The organism is Vibrio sp. GJ43-1 (genome assembly GCF_055808835.1).
This window is the reverse complement of record NZ_CM147884.1, coordinates 2,789,909-2,812,410: the sequence shown is the minus strand read 5'-3', so window position 1 is coordinate 2,812,410 and position 22,502 is coordinate 2,789,909. Positions and strand designations below refer to the sequence as shown.

Sequence of the window (22,502 nt, the reverse complement as noted above, 5' to 3'; positions counted from 1 at the left end):
TAAGCTAGGTTAGGAGATTAGGAATGTCATATGTATCTTTGAGCGGATTATCATCGGCTCAGTTGGACTTAAATACGACCAGTAATAACATTGCCAACGCCAACACATTCGGCTTTAAAGAGTCACGTGCGGAATTTGGTGATGTGTATTCGAATTCATTATTCACGAATTCGAAAACCACCCCAGGTGGCGGTGTTCAGCCAAGTAAAATTGCTCAGCAATTCCATGAAGGGTCGAGTGTATCTACCAACAACCCAATGGATTTACGTATCAGCGGTACCGGCTTCTTTGCCGTATCTAAAGAACGTTTGGTGCCTCAGCAAAATGAAATCACTCGAAACGGTGCGTTTCACCTGAACAAAGACAGCTACATGGTGACATCTAACGATGAGTTCTTACTGGGTTATGAAGTCAACAAAGATACTAATGAAGTCGTTTCTTATGAGCCTAAGCCAATTAATGTTCCGCCTGAATTTGGTAAGCCAAAACAGACCGCTAACATTGAAATTGGCGCTAACTTACCCGCTAATGGCGATCTAAAAGATCCGGCATTGTTTGATTTTACGGATCCAGAAACCTATAACCGCTCAACGTCTTCAACGATGTATGATTCAATGGGTCAGTCTTATAAAATGACGACCTATTATGTAAAGGATCAGAATCAGCCAAACACATGGCAAAGCTACTACACGGTGAGTGATGGTGCAGGTGAAAAGCCAGTGAATATCAGTGGCGGTGACGCCTCTTCTCCAACGGGACATGTTGGGCATACAATACGTTTTAATAACGATGGTACATTGGCGAGCCTTAATAATGGCCAACCAATTGTGACAGAAGCGATTGGCGAAGGTCCTAATGCGGTTGAAATGAATGGTGCCGATCCTGCTCAGCAATTGTCTTTTAAGCTAGATAGCACAACACAATTTGCCGCACCGTTTGAATTAACGAAGTTTAGTGAAGATGGGGCAACAACTGGTTTCTTAACCAAAGTCGATTACGACGAGAAGGGTAACGTGCTCGGAACCTATTCGAATGGCGAAAACGTAACGCTTGGTCGTGTTGCATTGGTTCGTGTTGCTAATGAGCAAGGTCTTGAAAAGAAAGGCGGAACTCAGTGGGATTCAACCACCGCATCGGGTGCAAAGATTTGGGGTGAATCGAACAAAGGCTCCTTCGGTACTATCAACAATGGTACGCTTGAGCAGTCAAACATCGATATGACTCAAGAGCTGGTGGACCTTATTTCAGCGCAGCGTAATTTCCAAGCGAACTCGCGTGCACTTGATGTACATAACCAGTTGCAGCAAAACATCTTACAAATTAGATAATATGTTGAGAAAAGTGCCAGTTTTTGACTGGCGCTTTTCGTTAACCCTGTTATTTTTGCCAATCTTGCCACTTGACGTGAATTTGCCACGTTACCTTGCCGCGTTAATTTGCCACACTGGGCCATTCATTTGCCGTTCTAGGCTCTATCGGTCAACTTTCTTTTTGAATTACACTTAACCTATTGTATTAATTGTACTTTTAATATTGGCATACAATTTGCTTTATATATTCTGTACTTTGAATATTGGAGCTATCAATGGATCGTGCCCTATATCTATCTATGAGCGGCGCAAAGCAAAATATGCAAGCTTTGCAACTCAGAGCCAACAACCTCGCCAATGCCAGCACACCGGGCTTTAGAGCTGATCTTGCGCAAGCTCGATCGATGCAAGCCTATGGCGAAGGCATGCCGACACGTGTATTTAGCATGACGGAGCGTCCAGGTCACAACTTTGAGCAAGGCAGTGTCGTGACGACAGGCCGCGATCTTGATGTCACCATAGAAGGGCAAGGTTGGATTTCAGTGATGGATAAAGCCGACAAGGAAGGGTTAACACGTAACGGTAGCTTACAGGTTGATCAAAACGGTCTACTTAGTAACAGCAATGGCCACTTGATTTTAGGTGAACGTGGTACGCCAATTACGGTGCCAATTCCACTTAAAAAAATTGAGATTGGTCGCGATGGTACGGTATCGGTGATTCCACAAGATGCGCCTGCAGACGAAATGGAAATTGTTGACCGTATTAAACTGACCAATCCCGATAATCGTTCACTATTCAAAGATACTAACGGTTTGTTCCGCAATAAAAACCCGGAGTTAGGCTATGGCCTTGATGGCAATGTCCAACTGATGACGGGCGCGGTAGAAGGCAGTAACGTCAACCCTGTAGGTGAGATGACCAGCTTAATTGACCTGCAACGTCAGTTTGAGATGCAAGTTAAGCTCATGAAGTCAGCGGAAGACATGGACAAGGCGTCTGATGCCTTGCTTCGCATGGGTTAATTGGATTAGGGGAATACGATGCATCCGGCACTATGGGTAAGTAAGACTGGCTTAGACGCGCAGCAAACCAACATATCAACGATCTCAAATAACTTGGCGAATGCCTCCACCGTTGGCTATAAGAAAAGCCGTGCGGTATTTGAAGATCTGTTTTATCAAAATATTAACCAACCAGGTGGTCAATCTTCGCAAAATACGGAGCTGCCGTCTGGTTTAATGTTAGGGGCGGGCTCAAAAGTCGTCGCAACTCAAAAGATCCACACACCAGGTAATGCGCAAACCACCTCAAACAGTATGGATATGATGATTGAAGGTGACGGTTTTTTCCAAGTATTGATGCCAGACGGCAATATTGGGTATAGCCGTAATGGTCAATTTACGTTGAATGATGAAGGCATCATAGTGACGTCGGGCTCGGGTTACTCTCTGGAGCCAGAAATTGCCATCCCTGAAGACGCCATTTCCGTTACCGTAGGGACTGATGGTGAAGTGTCCGTGCGTGTTCGTGGCCAACAAGATAATCAGGTGGTCGGTAACATTACCACCGTTGACTTTATTAACCCCGGCGGCTTAGAGCCGATAGGGCAAAACCTCTACTTGCCAACAGGCGCGAGCGGCGATCCTAACGAAGGTGTACCGGGTTTAGATGGCTTTGGGCAAATTCGTCAATCTATGCTGGAAAGCTCAAACGTGAATGTAACCGAAGAGTTGGTCAACATGATCGAAGCGCAGCGCGTATACGAGATGAATTCAAAAGTGATTTCATCCGTAGATAAGATGATGAGCTTCGCAACCCAGCAGTTATAGATTCCAGAGCCTAGTTTTTAAAGCGTTTAAATATTGAATTATCTCGATATTAAAGCGCGCTAGATAGTGATTGGTAAACGTAGACTTAGTAACGTGACAGGATTCAGGACAATGAAAAAACTCTTTTGCATTACCGTGTTAGCCGTATTGTCAGGCTGTGCTCAATTTGGGCCGCAAGAGTCGGTGGACGAAGTCGCTGACAGCACCACCGCGGTCGATGCAGTAGAAGGCGATCGCACACAGTCTAACGGTATTGTTGATACACTAAGAGGCAGAACCGATCCTGTCGCCGATGATCCTGCATGGGCACCCATTCATCCTAAAAACAAGCCTGAGCACTACGCTGCCGCGACAGGCTCGTTGTTTAATACCGATTACTCCCGCGATTGGTACGATGATTCTAAACCGCGCGGCTTAGGTGACATCATTACTGTCACGCTTGATGAAGCCACTAAAGCGGCAAAAAGCTCCGATGCGGATTTGTCGAAAGCGAATGACTCGACGATGGACCCACTGGAAGTCGGCGGCAGACCAGTCACGATTAACGACTATGATTTCTCCTATGCACTTAAAAATGACAACAGTTTTAAAGGCAACGCGTCCGCCAACCAAAGCAATAGTTTATCCGGTTCGATTACGGTGGAAGTGATTGAAGTACTAGCCAATGGCAATCTGATTATTCGTGGCGAAAAGTGGCTGACCTTGAATACTGGTGATGAGTACATCCGATTGAGTGGCACGATCCGCCCAGACGACATTGAATTTGACAACACCATTGCCTCAAATCGCATTTCTAACGCTCGAATTCAATATTCAGGCACCGGAACACAACAAGATATGCAAGAACCTGGATTCTTGGCACGATTTTTTAATGTCTCTCTATAGGACAGGTTTTAACGAATCAAAAGCGGCAAACCCTCTCCTATGAGGGTTTGTTTGTATTTGGGGTAAGGTAATGAAAAAATTCACATTTTTACTATTAGGTTTGTGCTTTGCCGCGGCAAGTGTACAAGCGGCACGCATTAAAGATGTGTCAGAAGTTGCCGGGGTGCGCAGTAACCAACTTGTGGGCTATGGTCTTGTTACTGGTTTACCAGGTACGGGTGAAAAAACACCGTTTACCGAACAAAGCTTCCGTTCAATGCTAGAGCGATTTGGCATTCAAATGCCCATTGGCTTTAAGCCTAAATTTAAAAACGTCGCGGCGGTGATTGTAACGGCTGAGTTACCTGCATTTTCCAAGCCGGGTCAAAAAATCGATGTGACGGTGTCTTCTATTGGCGCGGCAAAAAGTTTGCGTGGTGGCACATTGATGCAAACCTTCATGCAAGGTTTGGATGGTGAAGTGTATGCCGTTGCTCAGGGCAATTTAGTCGTGAGCGGTTTCAGCGCCGAAGGCCTTGATGGGTCAAAAATTGTCGGTAATAACCCTGTAGTAGGCATGATTTCAAGTGGCGCTATGGTTGAGCGAGAAATCCCAACACCATTTTCCCGCGGAGACTATATCACTTTCAACTTACTTGAATCTGATTTTACTACCGCTCAGAATATGGCGAATGCCATCAACAATTTCTTGGGGCCACAGATGGCGAGCCCATTAGATGCAACATCGGTACGTGTCAGAGCGCCTCGCGATCTGAGTCAACGTGTGGCCTTCTTATCTGCGGTTGAAAATGTTGAGTTTGATACGGCCGACAGTGGTGCAAAAATCATTGTTAATTCGCGCACTGGTACGATTGTCGTCGGTAAGCATGTTCGTCTCAAAGCAGCTGCGATTACGCATGGTGGGATGACCGTGGCGATTAAAGAGAATCTCAAAGTGAGTCAACCGGGCGCGTTCTCTGGTGGTGAAACGGTGGTGGTACCGAATTCGGACATTCAAGTCACGGAAGGTGACGGCAAAATGTTTAAATTTGAACCGGGCTTAACGTTAGATGACCTCGTCAGAGCCGTCAACGAAGTTGGCGCAGCACCATCAGATTTAATGGCTATTCTACAAGCGTTAAAACAAGCAGGCGCCATTGAAGGCCAGCTTATTGTGATTTAATAGGGCAGAACATCATGATTAATAATCCAAATGATGTCGGCTTTATTCACGATATCAGCAGTTTAGACAAGCTTCGTCAACAAGCGACAAGTGGCGATAAAGCCGATGACAAAGCGGCACTTCGCGCTGCAGCGACGCAGTTTGAATCGATCTTTACCTCCATGATGCTGAAATCGATGCGAGATGCCAATACGCATTTTGAATCGGATATGATGAATAGCCAAAATGGTCAGTTCTATCAACAGATGCTTGACGACCAAATGGCCAGTGAATTGAGCTCATCTGGCTCAATGGGATTGGCTGACATGATTGTTGCTCAGTTGAGTGCCGGACAAGGCTTGGAAGATGAAGCGCCGAGTAGTGAAATTCGTATGCGTAATGAGGCGTTCCATAGTTCGTTACACATGCCGTACGATGAAGCCAAAGCGCGTGAAATGGCGGCAACGTTAGGACTCAATGAGCGTAAACAAACCCAAGCCGTTGATTTTAATACGCCTCAAAGCTTTGTCGAGTCGCTGAAGCCTTACGCCGACAGTGCCGCGAAATCACTTGGTGTGGATCCTTCCTTGTTGCTTGCACAAGCAGCGTTAGAGACAGGTTGGGGACAAAAGGTAGTAAGCAATAGCCAAGGTAGCAGTAATAACCTGTTTAATATTAAAGCCGACCGCAGTTGGGATGGTGGCAAAGTCGCCACACAAACCCTTGAGTATCATCAGGATGTGCCAGTTCAAGAACGTGCAGCGTTCCGCTCTTATCGTACTTACGAAGAGAGCTTTAATGACTACGTACAATTCTTAAATGAAAACCCGAGATATCAATCCGCGCTCAAGCGTGACAGTGGTTCAGAGTCGTTTATCCGCGATATTCATCAGGCGGGTTATGCGACAGACCCGAGCTATGCCGATAAGGTCTTACGAGTAAAAGCGCAGATTGACGATATGAATCTGTAGCCTTCTTCAAAGGTTACCTGATGTTGCGTTGGGTAACCTTTATTTATTGTCTTCACCGCTCACCCTATTATTATCCTACTTACCTCTGTTGGTTTCTGAGCCTGCTTTAGTCACCTTGAAATGCATTCCTTTCCTCAAATGACCCGATAAATAAATACTGGCATATATATTGCAAAGTTGTATGGCGAGCTGGATTCTAGTTCGCTGATTCTTTAAGCGTAATCTGTGATTGAGTTACGCGAATGGTTATTTTTGGGGGCGATATGGCGTCAGATCTTCTGAACTTAGGTACGCAAAGTGTACTCACGGCTCAGAGACAGTTAAACACCACTGGTCATAACATTTCAAATGCAAATACGGAAGGTTATAGCCGACAGTCTGTCGTGCAAGGCACCAATAGCCCAAGGCAATTTGGCGGTCAGACCTACGGCATGGGTGTGCATGTGGAAAATGTTCGCCGCTCTTGGGATCAGTTTGCCGTTAAAGAGCTTAATGTGGCAACGACACAAGTTAACTATCGTAACGAGAATTTGGCTAACCTTGATCTCATGTCAGGGATGCTATCTTCCGTGGCTTCCAAAAAAATACCTGAAAATTTAAATGATTGGTTCAGCTCCGTAAAAACCCTTGCCGATACACCGAACGACGTTGGTGCGCGTAAAGTGGTATTAGAAAAAGCCAATCAGGTACGTCAAACGTTTAACAATGTCCATGAAACCATTCGCCAGCAGGCTGATACGGCGAATAAAAAGCTAGAAATGGGCGTTGAGCGAGTGAATCAACTCGCCGTAGAGATCCGCGATATTCATCGACTAATGATGAAAACTCCCGGACCTCATAATGACCTGATGGATAAACATGAAAACTTGGTGAAAGAACTGTCCGAATACACCAAGGTGACCATCACACCGCGTAAAAATGCCGAGGGATTTAATGTCCATATTGGCAGCGGGCATACCCTTGTATCAGGTACAGAGTCCAGTCAGTTGAAGATGATCGACGGTGATCCCGACGTTCACCAACGACGTTTAGCCATGGTAGAAGGCAAGGGCATAAAGGCAATTACTGCGACAGATATTGGCGGTAAATTAGCGGGAATGTTTGAGCTACGTGATAAAGAAATTCCGTACATTATGGATGAACTTGGGCGAGTGGCGACGGCCTTTAGCTTCGAGGTTAATAAGTTACAAAATCAGGGGCTTGATCTGAATGGTCAGGTTGGCGCTGATATTTTTGTCGATACGAATAGTGAAGCCATAGCGAAATCTCGCGTGGTCGCGACGCCGCAGTCGAATGCGGATGTAGCGGTGTACATTGGTGAAACCAGTGCTCTTAAAGGCGGAGAATATGCGCTTAAATATAATGGTACGAATTACACCGTGACGAAGCCCGATGGTGAAACCATCACGGCGGAACTTAATATTGATGGTCGCGCGTTTTACGTTGACGGCATGATCATTGATGTTCGTAACGCGCCAGCGGCGGGTGAAAAACTCTTGATTCGTCCTACTCGAAATGGCGCGGCACAAATTCAAATGGACACTAATGATCCCAAAGCCATTGCTGCACAAAGCTTTGAAGCATCGACGACGTCAGCTCAAGGAACGGCAAAGTTTACTATGCTTGCCGCAGGTCAGCTGCGAGAATTTGAAGTACTGGTTTCCCCGACAGGGAAGGAGTTCGCAGTAACGGACCCGAAAGGCAATATATTGTTAGCCCCACAACCTTATCCTCCGTCTGGTCCCGTTTCAGTATTAGGAACAGAATTCCAGTTGACGGCAGGCGCGTTACCGAATGATAAATTTACCGCCAATCTTACCCACTCAGAAGGCGATAACGGTAATTTGCGCAAGATGTTCGATATTCAGCGTGACAAGAAAATGAATGGTCATGAATCAACCATTATTGATGTTTACCATAACTTGAATACTGATGTGGGGTTAAAGGCTTCAACCGCGACACGACTGCAAGAAGTGGCTGAATTAGAGCATCAAGCAGCACAAAGTCGGGTAGCGTCAATCTCTGGTGTTAACTTAGATGAAGAAGCGGCAAACATGATGAAGTTTCAGCAAGCTTATATGGCGTCTTCGCGCGTTATGCAAGCCGCCAATGAAACCTTCGACACTATCTTGCAGTTAAGGTAGGAGCGCTAATTTATGATGAACCGAATTTCAAGTTTTCATAGTTATCAGACTGTGCAAAACGACATGCGTAAACAAGAAAATAAAATCCATCATAACCAGGCGCAATTGGCGTCGGGAAAACAGTTGCAAAAGCCAGCGGATGATCCGCTAGCAATACACTACCTACAAAAGGTTGGGCAGCAAACGGAACAGTTAGATCAGTTTACCGATGCGATTGTGTTGTCGCGCAACCGCCTTGAGCACCAAGAAGTCATGCTGCGTGAGACAGAGCAATTTTCTGATGAAGCAAAGCGTTTGACGATGGAGTCGATTAACGGCGCGTTGTCACCCCAAGACCGGGAAGCCAAAGCACGAGAACTGCAAGAGTTAGCAAAAAACTTTCTCGCGTTAGCCAATAATCAAGATGAATCCGGCAATTACACATTTGCAGGAACCAAGCCGAAAACACAGCCATTTTTCGCCGATAATCAAGGGCGTATTGCGTATGCCGGGGATGATTACCAGCGAAAAATGCGTATTTCCAACAGCATGGAAATGCCGACCAGTGACCCTGGCAGCAAGTTGTTTATGGAAGTGGATAATCCGTTTGGTGGTTATAAGCCAAATTTTCAATTACAAAACGCATCGGAATTGTTACTTGATAAAGCGTATAACCAAAACGCTAACGATAGCAGTATTTACAAAATTACCTTTGTTGATATGGGACGCGAGCAGTTTGGCTATCAATTAGAACGAAATGGTTCGGTAGTCAAAGCAGGTGATTACGATAACAAAAATGGTATTTCGCATGAAGGCTTCAGTCTTCGAGTGAAGGGGCAGATCACCGCGGGTGACGCGATTACGCTTAGTCCAAGAGAAAGTTTTAGTGTCTTTGATACGTTTAAAGACGCCATCAAAGCGTTAGATTCTGACGCCTCTGATGCCTCTGCGAATGCAGAACTGCATCGAGTGACCGAAGAGTTTCATACGGCGTTCTTACATCTGACTAAAGCAAGAACCGATGTGGGTGTTCGCCTAAGTACCTTAGATACGCAAGAGCAACAAAACGAAGATTTTAAAATTTCACTGGCTCGTTCAAAAAGTAATTTCGAAGATTTGGATTACTCCAAGGCGGTGATTGAATTTGAAGAAAATTCGAGAGCGTTACAAGCTTCACAACTGGCGTTTGGTAAAACCAAAGACTTAACGCTGTTTAATTATTTGTAATAGTTCACTCATTCCAGCTTATTTGCAATGGGCATATCGCTTAAACGCAAAGTCTTTGGAATGTAGAGACAATGGTCACGGCCTCGGTTGCCATATGCGCAATGCCATATGAGCGTAGGTCGATAAAGCGGCAATTATTCCCGCCTTGTCATTGCCTCTGAGAGCCAAGCGGCAGCGATAGTATTGTTATTAGTAATAAAATGTGCCGCTAACATACAGATAAATAAAGATTTTGTTAATTGTGCGAGTAATGGCAAATTTTTGGCATAGTACTTGTATATTAACTTTGGAAAGCATCAATAAGACTAACGGAGTTCGTTGGTTTATTTTAATGAATAGATACTCCATCTGATACGGGGTATCAGATGGATGTTGTCGGTCAGTGCATTTCCTTATGAGAGCAATGCTGACCACTTCGCAACCCATCTTGAATGTTTGCGAACTCATTTAGGAGAGCAAAATGGCAGTGACAGTAAGTACTAACGTGTCGGCAATGACCGCACAACGTTACCTTAATAAAGCTTCTGGGGATTTAAACACCTCAATGGAGCGCCTTTCGTCTGGTCATAAGATCAATAGCGCGAAAGACGATGCAGCGGGTCTGCAAATTTCTAACCGTTTGACGGCACAATCGCGAGGCTTGGACGTTGCAATGCGTAATGCCAACGATGGTATTTCGATTGCGCAAACCGCAGAAGGCGCAATGAATGAGTCAACCAACATCTTGCAAAGAATGCGAGATCTTGCGATTCAATCCTCTAACGGCACAAACTCGCCGTCAGAGCGTCAAGCGATCAATGAAGAATCCAACGCGCTTCAAGCTGAACTGAACCGTATTGCTGAAACCACCTCGTTTGGTGGACGCCGTCTGCTGAATGGGTCGTTTGGCGACGCTTCTTTCCAAATTGGTGCGAACTCCGGTGAAGCTATGATTATGGGTCTGACAAGCATTCGTGCCGATGACTTCCGTATGGGCGGTTCGACTTTCTTAGCTGAAAACGGCAAAGACAAAGATTGGTCAGTGGCACCTGATGCCAGTGATCTGAAGTTTGAATTTGTCACGAAGAGTGGTGAAGAAGTGTCAATTGATATCATTGCTAAGCAAGGTGATGATATTGAACAGCTTGCCACTTACATCAATGGTCAGTCGGATAAAGTGAATGCGTCTGTTGGTGACAACGGTGAGTTGCAGATTTTCATCGCAGAGCCTGATTTAGAAGGTGATCTCTCCATTTCTGGTGGCTTAGCCTCGGATCTTGGCTTGAGCAATGAAGCGACACAAATGACGGTTCAAGATATTGATATGACCACGGTCGCGGGCTCTCAGAATGGTATATCGGTTATCGACTCGGCCTTAAAGTATGTGGATTCACAACGTGCTGACTTAGGTGCTAAGCAAAACCGCCTAAGCCACAGTATTAATAACTTAGCCAATGTTCAAGAGAACGTTGATGCGTCAAACAGTCGCATCAAGGATACGGACTTTGCTAAAGAAACAACCGCCATGACTAAGAACCAGATCCTGCAACAAGCAGGTACCTCGATTCTTGCTCAAGCGAAACAGTTGCCTAACTCTGCGATGACCTTACTCCAGTAGTAAACAGCGTAAGTTAAGTAAGAGTGGTAGCCGCCAGACGTGGCAATCTATCATCACTTACAGGCATGCATATCTTGCGAAGGTGTTGGGGCTCTCTCTCACAACCTGCCCTAATACGGTAACAAGGTATGTTCGGTTTGCCGGTCTTGCGTTCATTTCTCTTGATCTCCACGCAGCCTCTGGCGACCACCCAGCCCCAGTTCTCTCAAAGGAAAAGGGGCTTTTTCTTTTTCAAAGCCAACCTTTTACATTAAACCATCTCACAAGCCGCTCTCTGCGCGAATAATTCGTTTTCTTCACTATCTTTGTTCTCACTATCGTTTTGCCATTACGCTGTTCTGCTAGCGATGAATTTCACGTCTTTTCCTGCTCTATTTAAATGGCAAACCAGATGTTGTCGGCCTCGTTTACGTAAACTTTACCCTTTTTCTACACTTTTTTTCTGTTTGTCTAAATCCTAATCAAATGGCTATTTTCTTGGTTTTTTTGCACTTTTTTTCTAAAGGTTTTCATTACCGCGTCGTTAAAGGATTAACTTTGAGAGAACTACTTGGTTTTCCGAGACGTCGGAAACCGCTACACCGGAAAATCAATTGGAGAAACAACAATGGCAGTAAACGTAAATACTAACGTATCGGCAATGACCGCTCAGCGTTACCTAAACAATGCAAGTCAAGCGCAAGGGACGTCAATGGAGCGTTTGGCTTCAGGTTCTAAAATCAACAGTGCAAAAGACGATGCTGCGGGTCTACAAATCTCTAACCGCTTGAACGTACAAAGCCGTGGTCTTGATGTAGCAGTGCGTAACGCCAACGATGGTATCTCGATTGCTCAAACTGCTGAAGGTGCAATGAACGAGACGACAAACATCTTGCAACGTATGCGTGATTTGTCTCTGCAATCTTCAAATGGTTCTAACTCAAAATCTGAGCGCGTGGCGATTCAAGAAGAAGTGACTGCGCTAAATGATGAGCTTAATCGTATCGCGGAAACCACATCTTTTGGTGGTAATAAACTACTAAACGGCACTCACGGAACGAAATCGTTCCAAATCGGTGCTGATAATGGCGAAGCCGTTATGCTGACACTGAACGATATGCGTTCAGATAACGCTAAAATGGGTGGCACGAGCTACCAAGCAGCTGAAGCCAAAGATAAAGATTGGAGCGTAGCAGCAGGCTCTAACGAGCTAAATATCACGCTAACGGATACATTTGGCGCCGAGCAAAATATCGCGATTACTGCAAAAGAAGGCGATGATATTGAGCAGCTAGCGACTTACATCAATGGTCAAACCGATTCTAGTCAAAGCTTCTGTGAATGAAGACGGTCAACTGCAAATGTTTGCCGGTACTAACAAAGTAGACGGTGAAGTGTCGTTTGGTGGTTCACTAGCGGGTGAGCTAGGCATGCAAGACGGCCAAGCGGTAACCGTGAATACGATTGACGTGACAAGCGTTGGTGGTGCACAAGAGTCGGTTGCGATTCTTGATTCTGCGTTGAAATACGTTGATAGCCACCGTGCAGAGCTGGGTGCATTCCAAAACCGTTTTGACCATGCGATCAACAACCTTGATAACATTAACGAAAACGTGAATGCATCGAAGAGCCGTATTAAAGATACTGACTTCGCTAAAGAGACAACAGAGATGACAAAGAATCAAATTCTTTCTCAAGCTTCAAGCTCAATTTTGGCGCAAGCAAAACAAGCACCTCAAGCCGCGATGAGCCTACTAGGTTAAGCACTTGAGTTAACGATACGCTTTACTTCTACTAAGCGTTTAAAGATAAAAACCAGAGCCTTGAGCTCTGGTTTTTTGCTTTTATGCAAATACTCAACAAAACGCCATACTTGTTTGTATTTCAGATCAGGATCACATTTGCCCAATCAATTGAATTAATTAGTCAAAAATCGTTTTTTTTTGCTAAAGGTTCTAAAACCGTCGCCGTTAAAGGGAATGAGAGAAATGATATAGATGTGCCAACGTGAGGTGAGAGACTCGGCGGCCATCTACCTAAAATGCCTAAGGAGATCTATATATGGCGATTAATGTAAACACTAACGTGTCTGCAATGACTGCTCAGCGCTATCTAAATACCGCTGCAGAGAACACAACTAAGTCAATGGAGCGTCTGTCTTCTGGCTACAAAATCAACAGCGCAAAAGATGACGCTGCGGGTCTACAAATCTCAAACCGTTTGAATGCGCAAAGCCGTGGTTTAGATATGGCAGTGAAAAATGCCAATGACGGTATCTCAATTGCACAAACTGCGGAAGGTGCAATGGATGAATCTACTAACATCCTGCAACGTATGCGTGACCTTTCCCTACAATCCGCCAATGGTTCGAACTCCAAGTCAGAGCGTGTGGCAATTCAAGAAGAAGTCACGGCGCTAAACGATGAATTAAACCGTATTGCAGAAACCACATCATTTGGTGGCAATCGTCTACTTAACGGTACTTACGGTACGCAATCTTTCCAAATTGGCGCAGATTCTGGCGAAGCGGTTATGCTTTCGATGAGCAGCATGCGTTCTGATACTGCTGCGATGGGTGGCAAGAGCTACGCATCGGAAGAAGGTAAAGATGCAAGCTGGCGCGTTGATGCTGGTGCCGATCTGACAATGAAGTACACCAATAAGCAAGGTGAAGAAGTTGAATTGTCGATCAGTGCAAAACAAGGCGACGACATTGAACAGCTTGCAACCTACATCAATGGCCAAAGCTCAGATGTCAAAGCATCGGTCAGTGAAGATGGCAAAATGCAATTATTTGCTGCTACTCAAAAAGTAGCGGGCGAAGTTGAATTTGGTGGCAGTCTAGCGTCTGATTTAACGATTGGCGATGCAAAAGACGTGACGGTAAAAGACATTGATGTAACATCTGTTGGCGGCGCTCAAGAAGCGGTCGCGATTATTGATGGCGCACTAAAAAATGTTGACTCAGAGCGTGCTTCTTTAGGTGCTTTCCAAAACCGTTTTGATCATGCGATTAACAACCTCAGCAACATCAATGAGAATGTAAATGCATCAAATAGCCGTATTAAAGACACGGACTACGCGAAAGAAACAACGGCAATGACGAAGAACCAAATCTTGCAACAAGCAAGTACTTCAATCCTTGCACAAGCGAAACAATCGCCTTCAGCTGCATTGAGCTTACTAGGTTAATTCTAGGCAAGACAACCTTAGGCAAATCGTATTAGCGGCTGTCCGTGACAGTCGTTGATTTCCAATGTCATTTCATTATTCATTTGGATATGAGGTGGCATTGGGCAATTAAGGTTAGAAACGGGAGACTGTTATGGATATTTCATCCTACGCATCGAACATTCAGCCTTTTGCCTCTTCTAGTGGCACAGAAATTGCTTCAAAGAATACAACAAGTGCGTCAGCGCAAGGGAAGCCCAATGAGATATTGGCGAGCAAATTAGCGCCAAATCAAACGGTCAACCCAAGCAAAAAAGTCGAGAGTGAAGCGTTATCAGATGATAAGACTTCCGAAGTTATTCAGCAGATTGCCAAAGAGCGCCGAGATCTCAATGATGTCGAGCGTGAAAAGATGGTGGAACGCTTGGATGAATTTTTAACCACGTTGAATACGAGTTTATCGATTCGCATGGATGAAGATTCAGGGCGTCATATTGTCACTATTATTGCCAATGATACCGGTGAGATTATCCGCCAGGTCCCTGATGAAGACTTACTCGTCGTACTCGAACGCCTTGAAAAACACGCCTCTGTCAGTATCGATATGCGAGTTTAATTGAATATGTCACGCGTGAGTGCATTGCGTGACGATCGTGTATTACTTTCGAAGTGGTTTGGTGAATATGGGCCCGATAGGGATGTCTTCTGGCATGGATATCAATTCCATGGTGAGCAAAATAGTCAACGCAGAACGTGTGCCTAAACAGCAACGTATTGACTATGAACGCACTAAAATTGATTCCAGTATCAGTGCCTATGGGCGGCTCAGAGAGTCACTAGATACGATGAAAAACCTAATGGCAAACTTTCGTCAGGAAAAAGCGTTTGCAGTGCGCAGCGTAGACACTTCTGAAGAGAGTATTGTCACAGCGACCGCTTCAACTGAAGCAATTGCTGGCAAATATGCAGTCGATGTATTGCAACTTGCCCAGAGTCACAAAGTGGCGTCTGACGTGGTGCCAGAAGATGCTCGTTTTGGACCCGGCAAGTTGCAAATTTCCCTTGGCGAAGACAGCTTCGACCTCTCCCTAGGCAAAAATTCCAAACTCATTGATGTCGTTCGAGCGATCAATGGATCCCGAGATAACCCCGGTATTCGCGCCTCAGTCATTAAAGATATGAACGGCCCTCGTTTGATTGTCGCCGCTAACCAATCTGGTGCTGAGAAAAGTATTCTTATCAACGTTGAGGCAGAGCCAGGCGATGACTTATATCGTTTTGAATATAAGACGATAGAGCAGCGGGTTAAACAGCTTGAACATGCACAATCAGAAGCCCTCGCCTTATTGGGCTTGCCCCCTCAAGATAGCGTAGAGTCAGCGCAAGATGCGGTGACTAGCGACGATCCAAGTGCACAAGCGCAACAAGCCGAAAGCACCCAAGCTGAGGAAGGCTCACAAGTTAAGGATAGTGAGCAAGCTAACGACGATGCTAATCAAAAGGGCAAAGAGGCAAATTCTGGCCGCCCAGAGGATACCATTCCCGGTTGGACGGAAACCGCATCTGGCACTCTGATGGATTCGTATCAAGCACCGGAACCTGAACTGGATGAAAAAGCGCTAGAAAAATCGAAAGAAGTACCTGGCTGGAGTAATACTGCCTCCGGTACATTGACCGACTCCTATGTCACGCCAAAAGAAGCACAAGCTAAATTAGAACAAGAGCTTGAAGCAGAAAAGGCGGCAATCGCTAAAGCGGTCGCAGAAGGCGACATGACAGAAGCAGAAGCGAAAAAGCTAGAGCGCGAAAAGCTCACCCCAGAAGAGCGTGAGCGAATCGAGAAAGTGGAGACGGCTCAAGCTGAACTTGCGGAAGCGCAGCGTTCACTGCAAATCTATAAAGGTATGGCAGAAGTACAAAGTGCACAGGATTCAATAGTGGTGCTTGACGGTGTCGCTGAGCTTGCGAGCAGTAACAACGTCATTGAAGATGCGATTGAAGGTGTTGACCTCACGTTGAAGGGCACAACTCAACCTGGAGAGCGCCCTGCGGAAATTGGTGTTGAATACGACAGACAAAGCGTTCGAGCCGATATTGAGCAGTTTGTTGCTGCCTATAATCAGTTTTATCAAGTATCCGCTGATCTCGCGAAAGTCGACCCGGCGACGGGGCAGGTGGGGCCATTGTCCGGTGATAGTGTCGTTCGTAGTGCTGACTCCCGCTTGAAAAGTGTTTTTTCAAGTGCGGTTGAAGGGGCGCCTGACGATCTAAAAACCTTGACTGAATTTGGTATTACGACCACGAGGCAGGGTAACCTTGAGATCAATTATCAAATGCTTGATAAGCAACTCAACAATAATTTTAATAAGCTGGAAGACTTCTTCGGCGGCAACAATGGTTTTGCGAAAAAGGTTGAAGACGCTATTCACAGCATGACGGGCGTGACGGGTTCAATTCGAACACGGGAGAAGAGCCTGACGGAGCGAAACTACAGCTTAAACGATGATCAAACCACGCTAAATCGACGCATGGAAGGGTTGGAAAAACGCACTCACGATAAATTTGCGGCGATGCAAGATGCGACAGGCAAGATGCAATCGCAGCTTGCGGGCATGATGAACGCGCTGTCTTGAGTTTTACGGTGTAGTACATATAACGTACTGTTAATGAAAGAAAAAGGCAGGATGAGTGACGATATTTGACCGACTGCGTGACACAGATCACCAATTACTATCGCATTTAGATAATCTTGAGTTAAATACTGAAGAAATTCATGCCTTGGTCGATATAAGAGAACACATTATAAAAACGTTGATTGCGGCTTGTGAGCGCAATCCTCGTCTAAAGCAGAGTGAAGAGTGGCGCTTAGCGGTGGAAGAGACCAAGCAGGTTACCGCGAAGATGCATTCTAAAACCGAACAATTGGGACTGTCGCTGCGGAAATTCCGACATGGTAAAAAGTCGCTGCAGCAGTACCAAAAATTTATTTGAGAGGATAGTGATGCGTGGTTCATTGCAAGCATATAAGAAAGTATCAGTAGACAGCCAATTAAGCGCTGCCTCACCGCACAAAGTTATCCAGATGTTGATGGGTGGTGCTATTGAAAGACTGATCCAAGCGAAAGCGGCGATGCAGCAAGGCAATATTCCTGTCAAAGGTGAGCGTATTGGCAAAGCCTTGGACATCATCATCGCACTTCGTAGTTGCTTATCAATGGATGATGGTGGAGATATTGCCAAGAATCTTGATCAATTATATGAGTTTATGATCACACAGATCACAGAAGCCAATCACGAGAATAATCCTCAACCAATCGACGATGTTATCGACATTATCAGGGAAATTAAGTCGGCTTGGGATCAAATCCCTGCAGGTTTCCATAATTTAACGGCAGAAGAAGTTGGGATTTAAGCGGAATTAACCTCTTAATCTCGCCGCGATGAAGTTGCCTTATAAGGTTATTGTCAATAGAATAGACGCCATCCAATGCCAGATGGCGTTTTTTTGTCTCTAATTACTTATTTTATAAAATTAAATTTATAAATGAGCGCTGGAAAATGTGCTGTCCTCTAGGCTCAGCATGACAGATATTTGACGTCACTTTGGCCGTACTTTTTATCGAGGCATTAATCTCAAAAGATGCATGGCTTAGCTAAACTACTCGTCATCGCTGACGATGAGCAAATTCGAACGAATCTAAATACTATTTTAGAGTTTGTCGGCGAACATTGTGTCACCATTCCTTCGAGTGACATACAGCAAGTTGATTGGTCGCAAGCCTGGTCAGGGTGTATTGTAGGGGCATTAGCACACCCTACGTTTTCTGACGCCTTACTCACCCAATTGTCTCATTCCAACCATATCCCACTGTTAGTGACGAGTGAATTCACTGGGGCTGTGGAACCATTAACTAATTATGTTGGTGAGTTAGAACTTCCACTCAACTATCCACAGCTGAGTGATGCGTTGCGTCACTGCCAAGAGTTCCTTGGTCGCAAAGGGGTACAAGTACCTTCCAATACTCGGAAAAACACACTTTTTAGAAGCCTTGTTGGTCAAAGCAAAGGCATTCAAGATGTGAGGCATCTTATCGAGCAAGTGGCCAATTCTGAGGCTAATGTTCTCATTTTAGGCGAGTCAGGTACTGGCAAAGAAGTGGTTGCCCGCAATATTCATTACCACTCAAGTCGTCGAGGTGGGCCGTTTGTACCCATTAACTGTGGCGCAATTCCACCCGATTTATTAGAAAGTGAACTGTTTGGTCATGAGAAAGGGGCGTTTACGGGCGCGATTACCTCTCGTAAAGGGCGTTTTGAGTTAGCCGAAGGTGGCACTTTATTCTTGGACGAAATTGGCGACATGCCGATGTCGATGCAGGTGAAGCTACTGCGAGTGTTACAAGAGCGTGTGTTTGAACGTGTTGGTGGGACTGCGGTGCTAAAAGCCAATGTTCGCATAGTGGCTGCAACGCATCGCAACCTAGAAAGTATGATTCAGCGTGGCGATTTCCGTGAAGATCTGTTTTACCGACTTAATGTGTTTCCTATTGAAATGCCATCGCTCAAAGATCGTAAAGAAGATATTCCATTATTGCTTCAAGAATTGCTTACGCGCTTGGAAGCAGAAGGTGGTCAGCCCATCTGCTTTGCCCCTCGTTCGGTTAACTCTCTAATGGAACATGATTGGCCCGGCAATGTTCGTGAGTTAGCGAACTTGGTAGAGCGAATGGTTATTCTTTATCCAAATAGTTTGGTTGATGTTAACCATCTTCCAGTGAAGTATCGCTACAGTGACATTCCTGAGTTCCAGCCAGAGATGAATATCTTTAAATCGGTGGAAGAACAAGAGCGCGATGCATTGGATAGCATTTTTGCTGATAATTTTAGCCTTAATGAGCCACAACTTGATGACTATAATGCCCCGCAGGCACTGCCTCCTGAAGGCGTCAACCTGAAAGAAATGCTCGCGGAACTGGAAGTCAATATGATTAACCAGGCGTTAGATGCACAAGATGGTATTGTTGCGCGAGCGGCAGATATGTTGGGTATGCGACGAACGACTTTAGTTGAAAAAATGCGTAAGTACAGCCTCAATCGCTAATGTGATCGCTGTCACATGAAATTGGCGTGCGACATTTTTTTGACGCTGTTAAATTGTTAAAAAACAAAAACTTAAGCCTGGTATGCTTTTTGCATTACCGGGCTTAAGTTTTTTATGGAACTGTATATTCTAAGGGTGCTTGCCCTCTGTCGTTGGGATAACAAAAGGAATGCCTCACTCATGAACTCGTCGCCTAGTGACGCCGTAGAGCCGACTACTCCAACGTCCTCCTCGCATTTAGATTCCTTAGAATCTCAGGTGGAACGCTATCAACAAGTGATAGAAGCGATGCCTGCTGGTGTGATTTTGCTCGATACGCAAGGAGTGGTTAGGGAAGCCAACCCAGAAGCCCATCGAATTCTAGAGCTACCGTTAGTTGGACAAAAATGGTTTCATCTTATTCAGGTTGTGTTTGATCCCAAAGAAGACGATGGGCATGAAGTGTCGTTACGTAATGGTCGTAAGGTACGTTTGGCTATTTCAGCTTCTTCAACAGGCCAGTTAATTCTCATTACCGATCTCACCGAAACTCGCTTACTACAATCCAGGGTGAGTGATTTACAGCGCTTATCCTCGCTGGGTCGAATGGTTGCGTCATTGGCCCATCAGGTTCGTACGCCGCTATCTAGCGCTATGCTCTATGCCTCAAATTTGGGGGCTCCTAATCTCAATGATGCCACTCGCTCACGTTTTCAAATGAAGCTGGTTGATCGACTGCATGATTTAGAAAAGCAGGTGAATGACATGTTGTTGTTTGCCAAAGGTGGCGACAACAAAGTGGTACAAAGGTTTTCTTTAAAGGACTTAGTCGCAGAATACCAGCCCATGGTAGAGACAACCTTAAAAAGTAATCATATCGATTACTTTATTGAAGTTGAACATGACGACGTTGAGCTACTAGGGAATGCCAATGCAATAGCATCTGCGCTAAGTAATTTAGTGTTAAATGCGGTGCAAATTAGTGGCAAAGAATCGCAAGTTGACGTGTTTTTTCGCCCGGTGAATGACGAACTAAAAATCTCGATACAGGACAATGGACCTGGCATCCCGAAAGAGCTTCAGCAACGAATTATGGAACCCTTTTTTACCACTCGCTCGCAAGGGACTGGACTCGGTCTTGCTGTGGTACAAATGGTTTGTCGTGCTCATGAAGGCCGACTTGAATTGATATCGGAAGAAGGCGACGGTGCGTGTTTTACCATGTGCTTACCCCTTGCAGGGACATCCTCTTCTGACGCAAAAAATGAAGGACACGAATAATGGCACAAAGCAAAGTACTGATAGTAGAAGACGACGAAGGATTGCGTGAAGCTTTGGTCGATACCTTGGCGCTCGCGGGTTATGAATGGGTAGAAGCCGATTGCGCTGAAGATGCCCTAGTAAAACTAAAAAGCCAGCCTGTGGATATTGTCGTATCCGATGTGCAAATGGCCGGAATGGGCGGCTTGGCGTTGCTGCGAAATATTAAGCAGCACTGGCCAAATCTACCTGTCTTGCTGATGACAGCGTACGCCAATATAGAAGATGCGGTCGCGGCAATGAAAGAAGGCGCGATTGACTATATGGCGAAGCCGTTTGCACCAGAAGTACTGCTGAATATGGTGAGCCGTTACGCACCCGTCAAGTCAGACAGTAATGGCGATGCGATTGTTGCCGATCCGAAAAGTATCCAACTATTAGCGCTAGCGGATAAAGTCGCCAAAACGGATGCCAGTGTCATGGTACTTGGACCGAGTGGTTCAGGCAAAGAAGTCATGTCGCGTTACATTCATAATCAATCACTGCGCTCGGATGGGCCATTCGTGGCGCTTAACTGCGCTGCCATTCCAGACAACATGCTGGAAGCCACACTGTTTGGTTATGAGAAAGGGGCGTTTACTCGGTGCGATTCAAGCGTGTCCGGGAAAATTTGAACAAGCGCAGGGCGGCACCATCTTACTTGATGAAGTCAGCGAAATGGACCTGAATTTACAGGCCAAGCTATTGCGTGTGTTACAAGAGCGTGAAGTGGAGCGTTTAGGTAGCCGTAAAAGTATTGCCTTGGATGTTCGTGTTCTTGCAACGAGTAACCGAGACCTTAAGCAGTACGTCCAAGAGGGTAACTTTCGCGAAGACCTTTATTATCGTTTGAATGTATTCCCAATTTCATGGCCTGCATTACGTGAGCGAACGGGAGATATTGCACCGTTAGCCACGCATTTAACCGAAAGACATTGTAAGAAATTAGGTATGCCAGTACCGAAGTTTAGCGAGTTGGCAATGGCAAAACTGATGCAATACCCATGGCCCGGAAATGTCCGTGAACTCGACAATGTTGTGCAACGCGCACTCATCTTATGCGACCAAGCTATGATTGAATCGGAGCATATCTTGCTAGAGGGCGTTGATTGGCAAGATGCGGCAGGTTTACAGCAAGCTGTTGCCAATCCGATCTCGTATGCGAGCAATGAGTTACCGATGGCTGAGCCTTGCGTTGCCCCTATTGCCGACCCTAGTCATGGTGCGGATAGAACTGCGGTATTAGAAAAGCCTGTGTCTATTGGTGAAGGACTGGGTGGGGAATTGAGGGATCAGGAGTTTGCCATTATTTTAGAAACGCTAAAAGAGTGCGAAGGGCGACGTAAAGATATGTCTGAGAAATTAGGCATTAGTCCAAGAACCTTACGTTACAAATTGGCAAAAATGCGTGATGCAGGTATAGATATCCCAAACTAGGCGTGTCGCAGTATCGAGTTTTCGCGCTATCGACGCTAGTCACACCGATGCCTTTCATGGCATAATTTTTGCTGGTTTCTGATTTAGCGCTGACAAATAAAGGACGCTGTCAATAAAATGACAGTGAGTGAGAAAGCATGAGAGTTGATGGATTAAATACCGAGATGCAAGCGATGATGCTTGAAGCATCTAGCGCCCGCGCTACGCCTACAGCGCAGCAAGTAGGGGCGGATTTTGGTGACATGCTTTCACAAGCAGTAAATAACGTGAATGGACTGCAAAAATCGTCAGGTAATTTACAAATGCGATTTGATCGCGGTGATGCCGATGTATCGTTATCCGATGTTATGATCGCCAGAAATAAATCCAGTGTTGCGTTTGAAGCAACCATCCAAGTACGTAATAAGCTTGTTGAGGCCTACAAAGAACTCATGAACATGCCCGTGTAGT

17 protein-coding genes and 3 pseudogenes are annotated in these 22,502 nt (G+C 45.5%); all 20 read left to right on the top strand.

All coding sequences use genetic code 11. The annotated features are described in order from the left end of the window. Positions 1 to 23: 23 nt before the first annotated feature. Positions 24 to 1,328 (top strand): flagellar hook protein FlgE, encoded by a 1,305-nt coding sequence (gene flgE / locus AC0L66_RS13410; protein WP_265676198.1) that lies wholly within the window; start codon positions 24 to 26, stop codon positions 1,326 to 1,328. A gap of 257 nt (positions 1,329 to 1,585) precedes the next feature. Continuing rightward, on the top strand, positions 1,586 to 2,335 hold the full coding sequence (gene flgF / locus AC0L66_RS13405) for a flagellar basal-body rod protein FlgF (RefSeq protein WP_473567641.1): 750 nt from the start codon (positions 1,586 to 1,588) through the stop codon (positions 2,333 to 2,335). Between the two features lie 18 nt (positions 2,336 to 2,353). After that, positions 2,354 to 3,142, top strand: a complete 789-nt coding sequence (flgG, locus tag AC0L66_RS13400; RefSeq protein ID WP_265676196.1) for a flagellar basal-body rod protein FlgG — start codon at positions 2,354 to 2,356, stop codon at positions 3,140 to 3,142. A 111-nt stretch (positions 3,143 to 3,253) separates the two neighbouring features. Beyond that, the gene (flgH, locus tag AC0L66_RS13395; protein WP_473567639.1) at positions 3,254 to 4,027 is read left to right on the top strand and encodes a flagellar basal body L-ring protein FlgH; all 774 of its coding nucleotides are present in this window, start codon (positions 3,254 to 3,256) and stop codon (positions 4,025 to 4,027) included. A 70-nt stretch (positions 4,028 to 4,097) separates the two neighbouring features. Further along, on the top strand, positions 4,098 to 5,189 hold the full coding sequence (locus AC0L66_RS13390; protein WP_265676195.1) for a flagellar basal body P-ring protein FlgI: 1,092 nt from the start codon (positions 4,098 to 4,100) through the stop codon (positions 5,187 to 5,189). A 14-nt stretch (positions 5,190 to 5,203) separates the two neighbouring features. Continuing rightward, entirely contained in the window at positions 5,204 to 6,139 is a 936-nt protein-coding gene (gene flgJ / locus AC0L66_RS13385) for a flagellar assembly peptidoglycan hydrolase FlgJ (protein WP_265676194.1), read from the top strand. A gap of 263 nt (positions 6,140 to 6,402) precedes the next feature. After that, a complete protein-coding gene (gene flgK, locus AC0L66_RS13380; protein WP_265676193.1) occupies positions 6,403 to 8,283 on the top strand; it encodes a flagellar hook-associated protein FlgK in 1,881 nt (626 codons plus the stop codon). A gap of 12 nt (positions 8,284 to 8,295) precedes the next feature. Then, positions 8,296 to 9,489: a flagellar hook-associated protein FlgL gene (gene flgL, locus AC0L66_RS13375; protein ID WP_265676192.1), complete on the top strand. Its 1,194-nt coding sequence runs from the start codon at positions 8,296 to 8,298 to the stop codon at positions 9,487 to 9,489. A gap of 460 nt (positions 9,490 to 9,949) precedes the next feature. Continuing rightward, entirely contained in the window at positions 9,950 to 11,086 is a 1,137-nt protein-coding gene (locus AC0L66_RS13370; protein WP_265676191.1) for a flagellin, read from the top strand. A gap of 607 nt (positions 11,087 to 11,693) precedes the next feature. Next, positions 11,694 to 12,828 (top strand): annotated as a pseudogene (locus AC0L66_RS13365) (flagellin). Positions 12,829 to 13,126: 298 nt separating this feature from the next. Next, entirely contained in the window at positions 13,127 to 14,257 is a 1,131-nt protein-coding gene (locus AC0L66_RS13360; protein ID WP_265676189.1) for a flagellin, read from the top strand. Positions 14,258 to 14,390: 133 nt separating this feature from the next. Further along, complete coding sequence (locus tag AC0L66_RS13355) at positions 14,391 to 14,852, top strand: flagellar protein FlaG (protein WP_265676187.1); 462 nt, start codon at positions 14,391 to 14,393, stop codon at positions 14,850 to 14,852. A gap of 61 nt (positions 14,853 to 14,913) precedes the next feature. Then, a complete protein-coding gene (gene fliD, locus AC0L66_RS13350) occupies positions 14,914 to 16,869 on the top strand; it encodes a flagellar filament capping protein FliD (protein ID WP_265676216.1) in 1,956 nt (651 codons plus the stop codon). A 55-nt stretch (positions 16,870 to 16,924) separates the two neighbouring features. Next, positions 16,925 to 17,227 carry a flagellar protein FliT gene (fliT, locus tag AC0L66_RS13345; protein WP_265676186.1) on the top strand — a complete coding sequence of 101 codons (303 nt, stop codon included), beginning with the start codon at positions 16,925 to 16,927 and terminating at the stop codon, positions 17,225 to 17,227. A gap of 10 nt (positions 17,228 to 17,237) precedes the next feature. Continuing rightward, the gene (gene fliS, locus AC0L66_RS13340) at positions 17,238 to 17,648 is read left to right on the top strand and encodes a flagellar export chaperone FliS (protein WP_265676185.1); all 411 of its coding nucleotides are present in this window, start codon (positions 17,238 to 17,240) and stop codon (positions 17,646 to 17,648) included. A gap of 228 nt (positions 17,649 to 17,876) precedes the next feature. Beyond that, positions 17,877 to 19,337, top strand: a complete 1,461-nt coding sequence (locus AC0L66_RS13335; protein ID WP_265676184.1) for a sigma-54 dependent transcriptional regulator — start codon at positions 17,877 to 17,879, stop codon at positions 19,335 to 19,337. 180 nt (positions 19,338 to 19,517) lie between these two features. Beyond that, on the top strand, positions 19,518 to 20,597 hold the full coding sequence (locus AC0L66_RS13330) for a sensor histidine kinase (protein ID WP_473567635.1): 1,080 nt from the start codon (positions 19,518 to 19,520) through the stop codon (positions 20,595 to 20,597). After that, positions 20,597 to 21,759 (top strand): annotated as a pseudogene (locus tag AC0L66_RS13325) (sigma-54-dependent transcriptional regulator); the annotation flags it as partial. The gene AC0L66_RS13330 and the pseudogene AC0L66_RS13325, both read left to right, overlap by 1 nt. A 119-nt stretch (positions 21,760 to 21,878) precedes the next feature. Then, positions 21,879 to 22,052: pseudogene (locus AC0L66_RS13320) on the top strand (helix-turn-helix domain-containing protein); the annotation flags it as partial. A 137-nt stretch (positions 22,053 to 22,189) separates the two neighbouring features. Beyond that, positions 22,190 to 22,501 (top strand): flagellar hook-basal body complex protein FliE, encoded by a 312-nt coding sequence (gene fliE, locus AC0L66_RS13315; protein ID WP_265676181.1) that lies wholly within the window; start codon positions 22,190 to 22,192, stop codon positions 22,499 to 22,501. The last annotated feature ends 1 nt before the right edge of the window (position 22,502 follow it).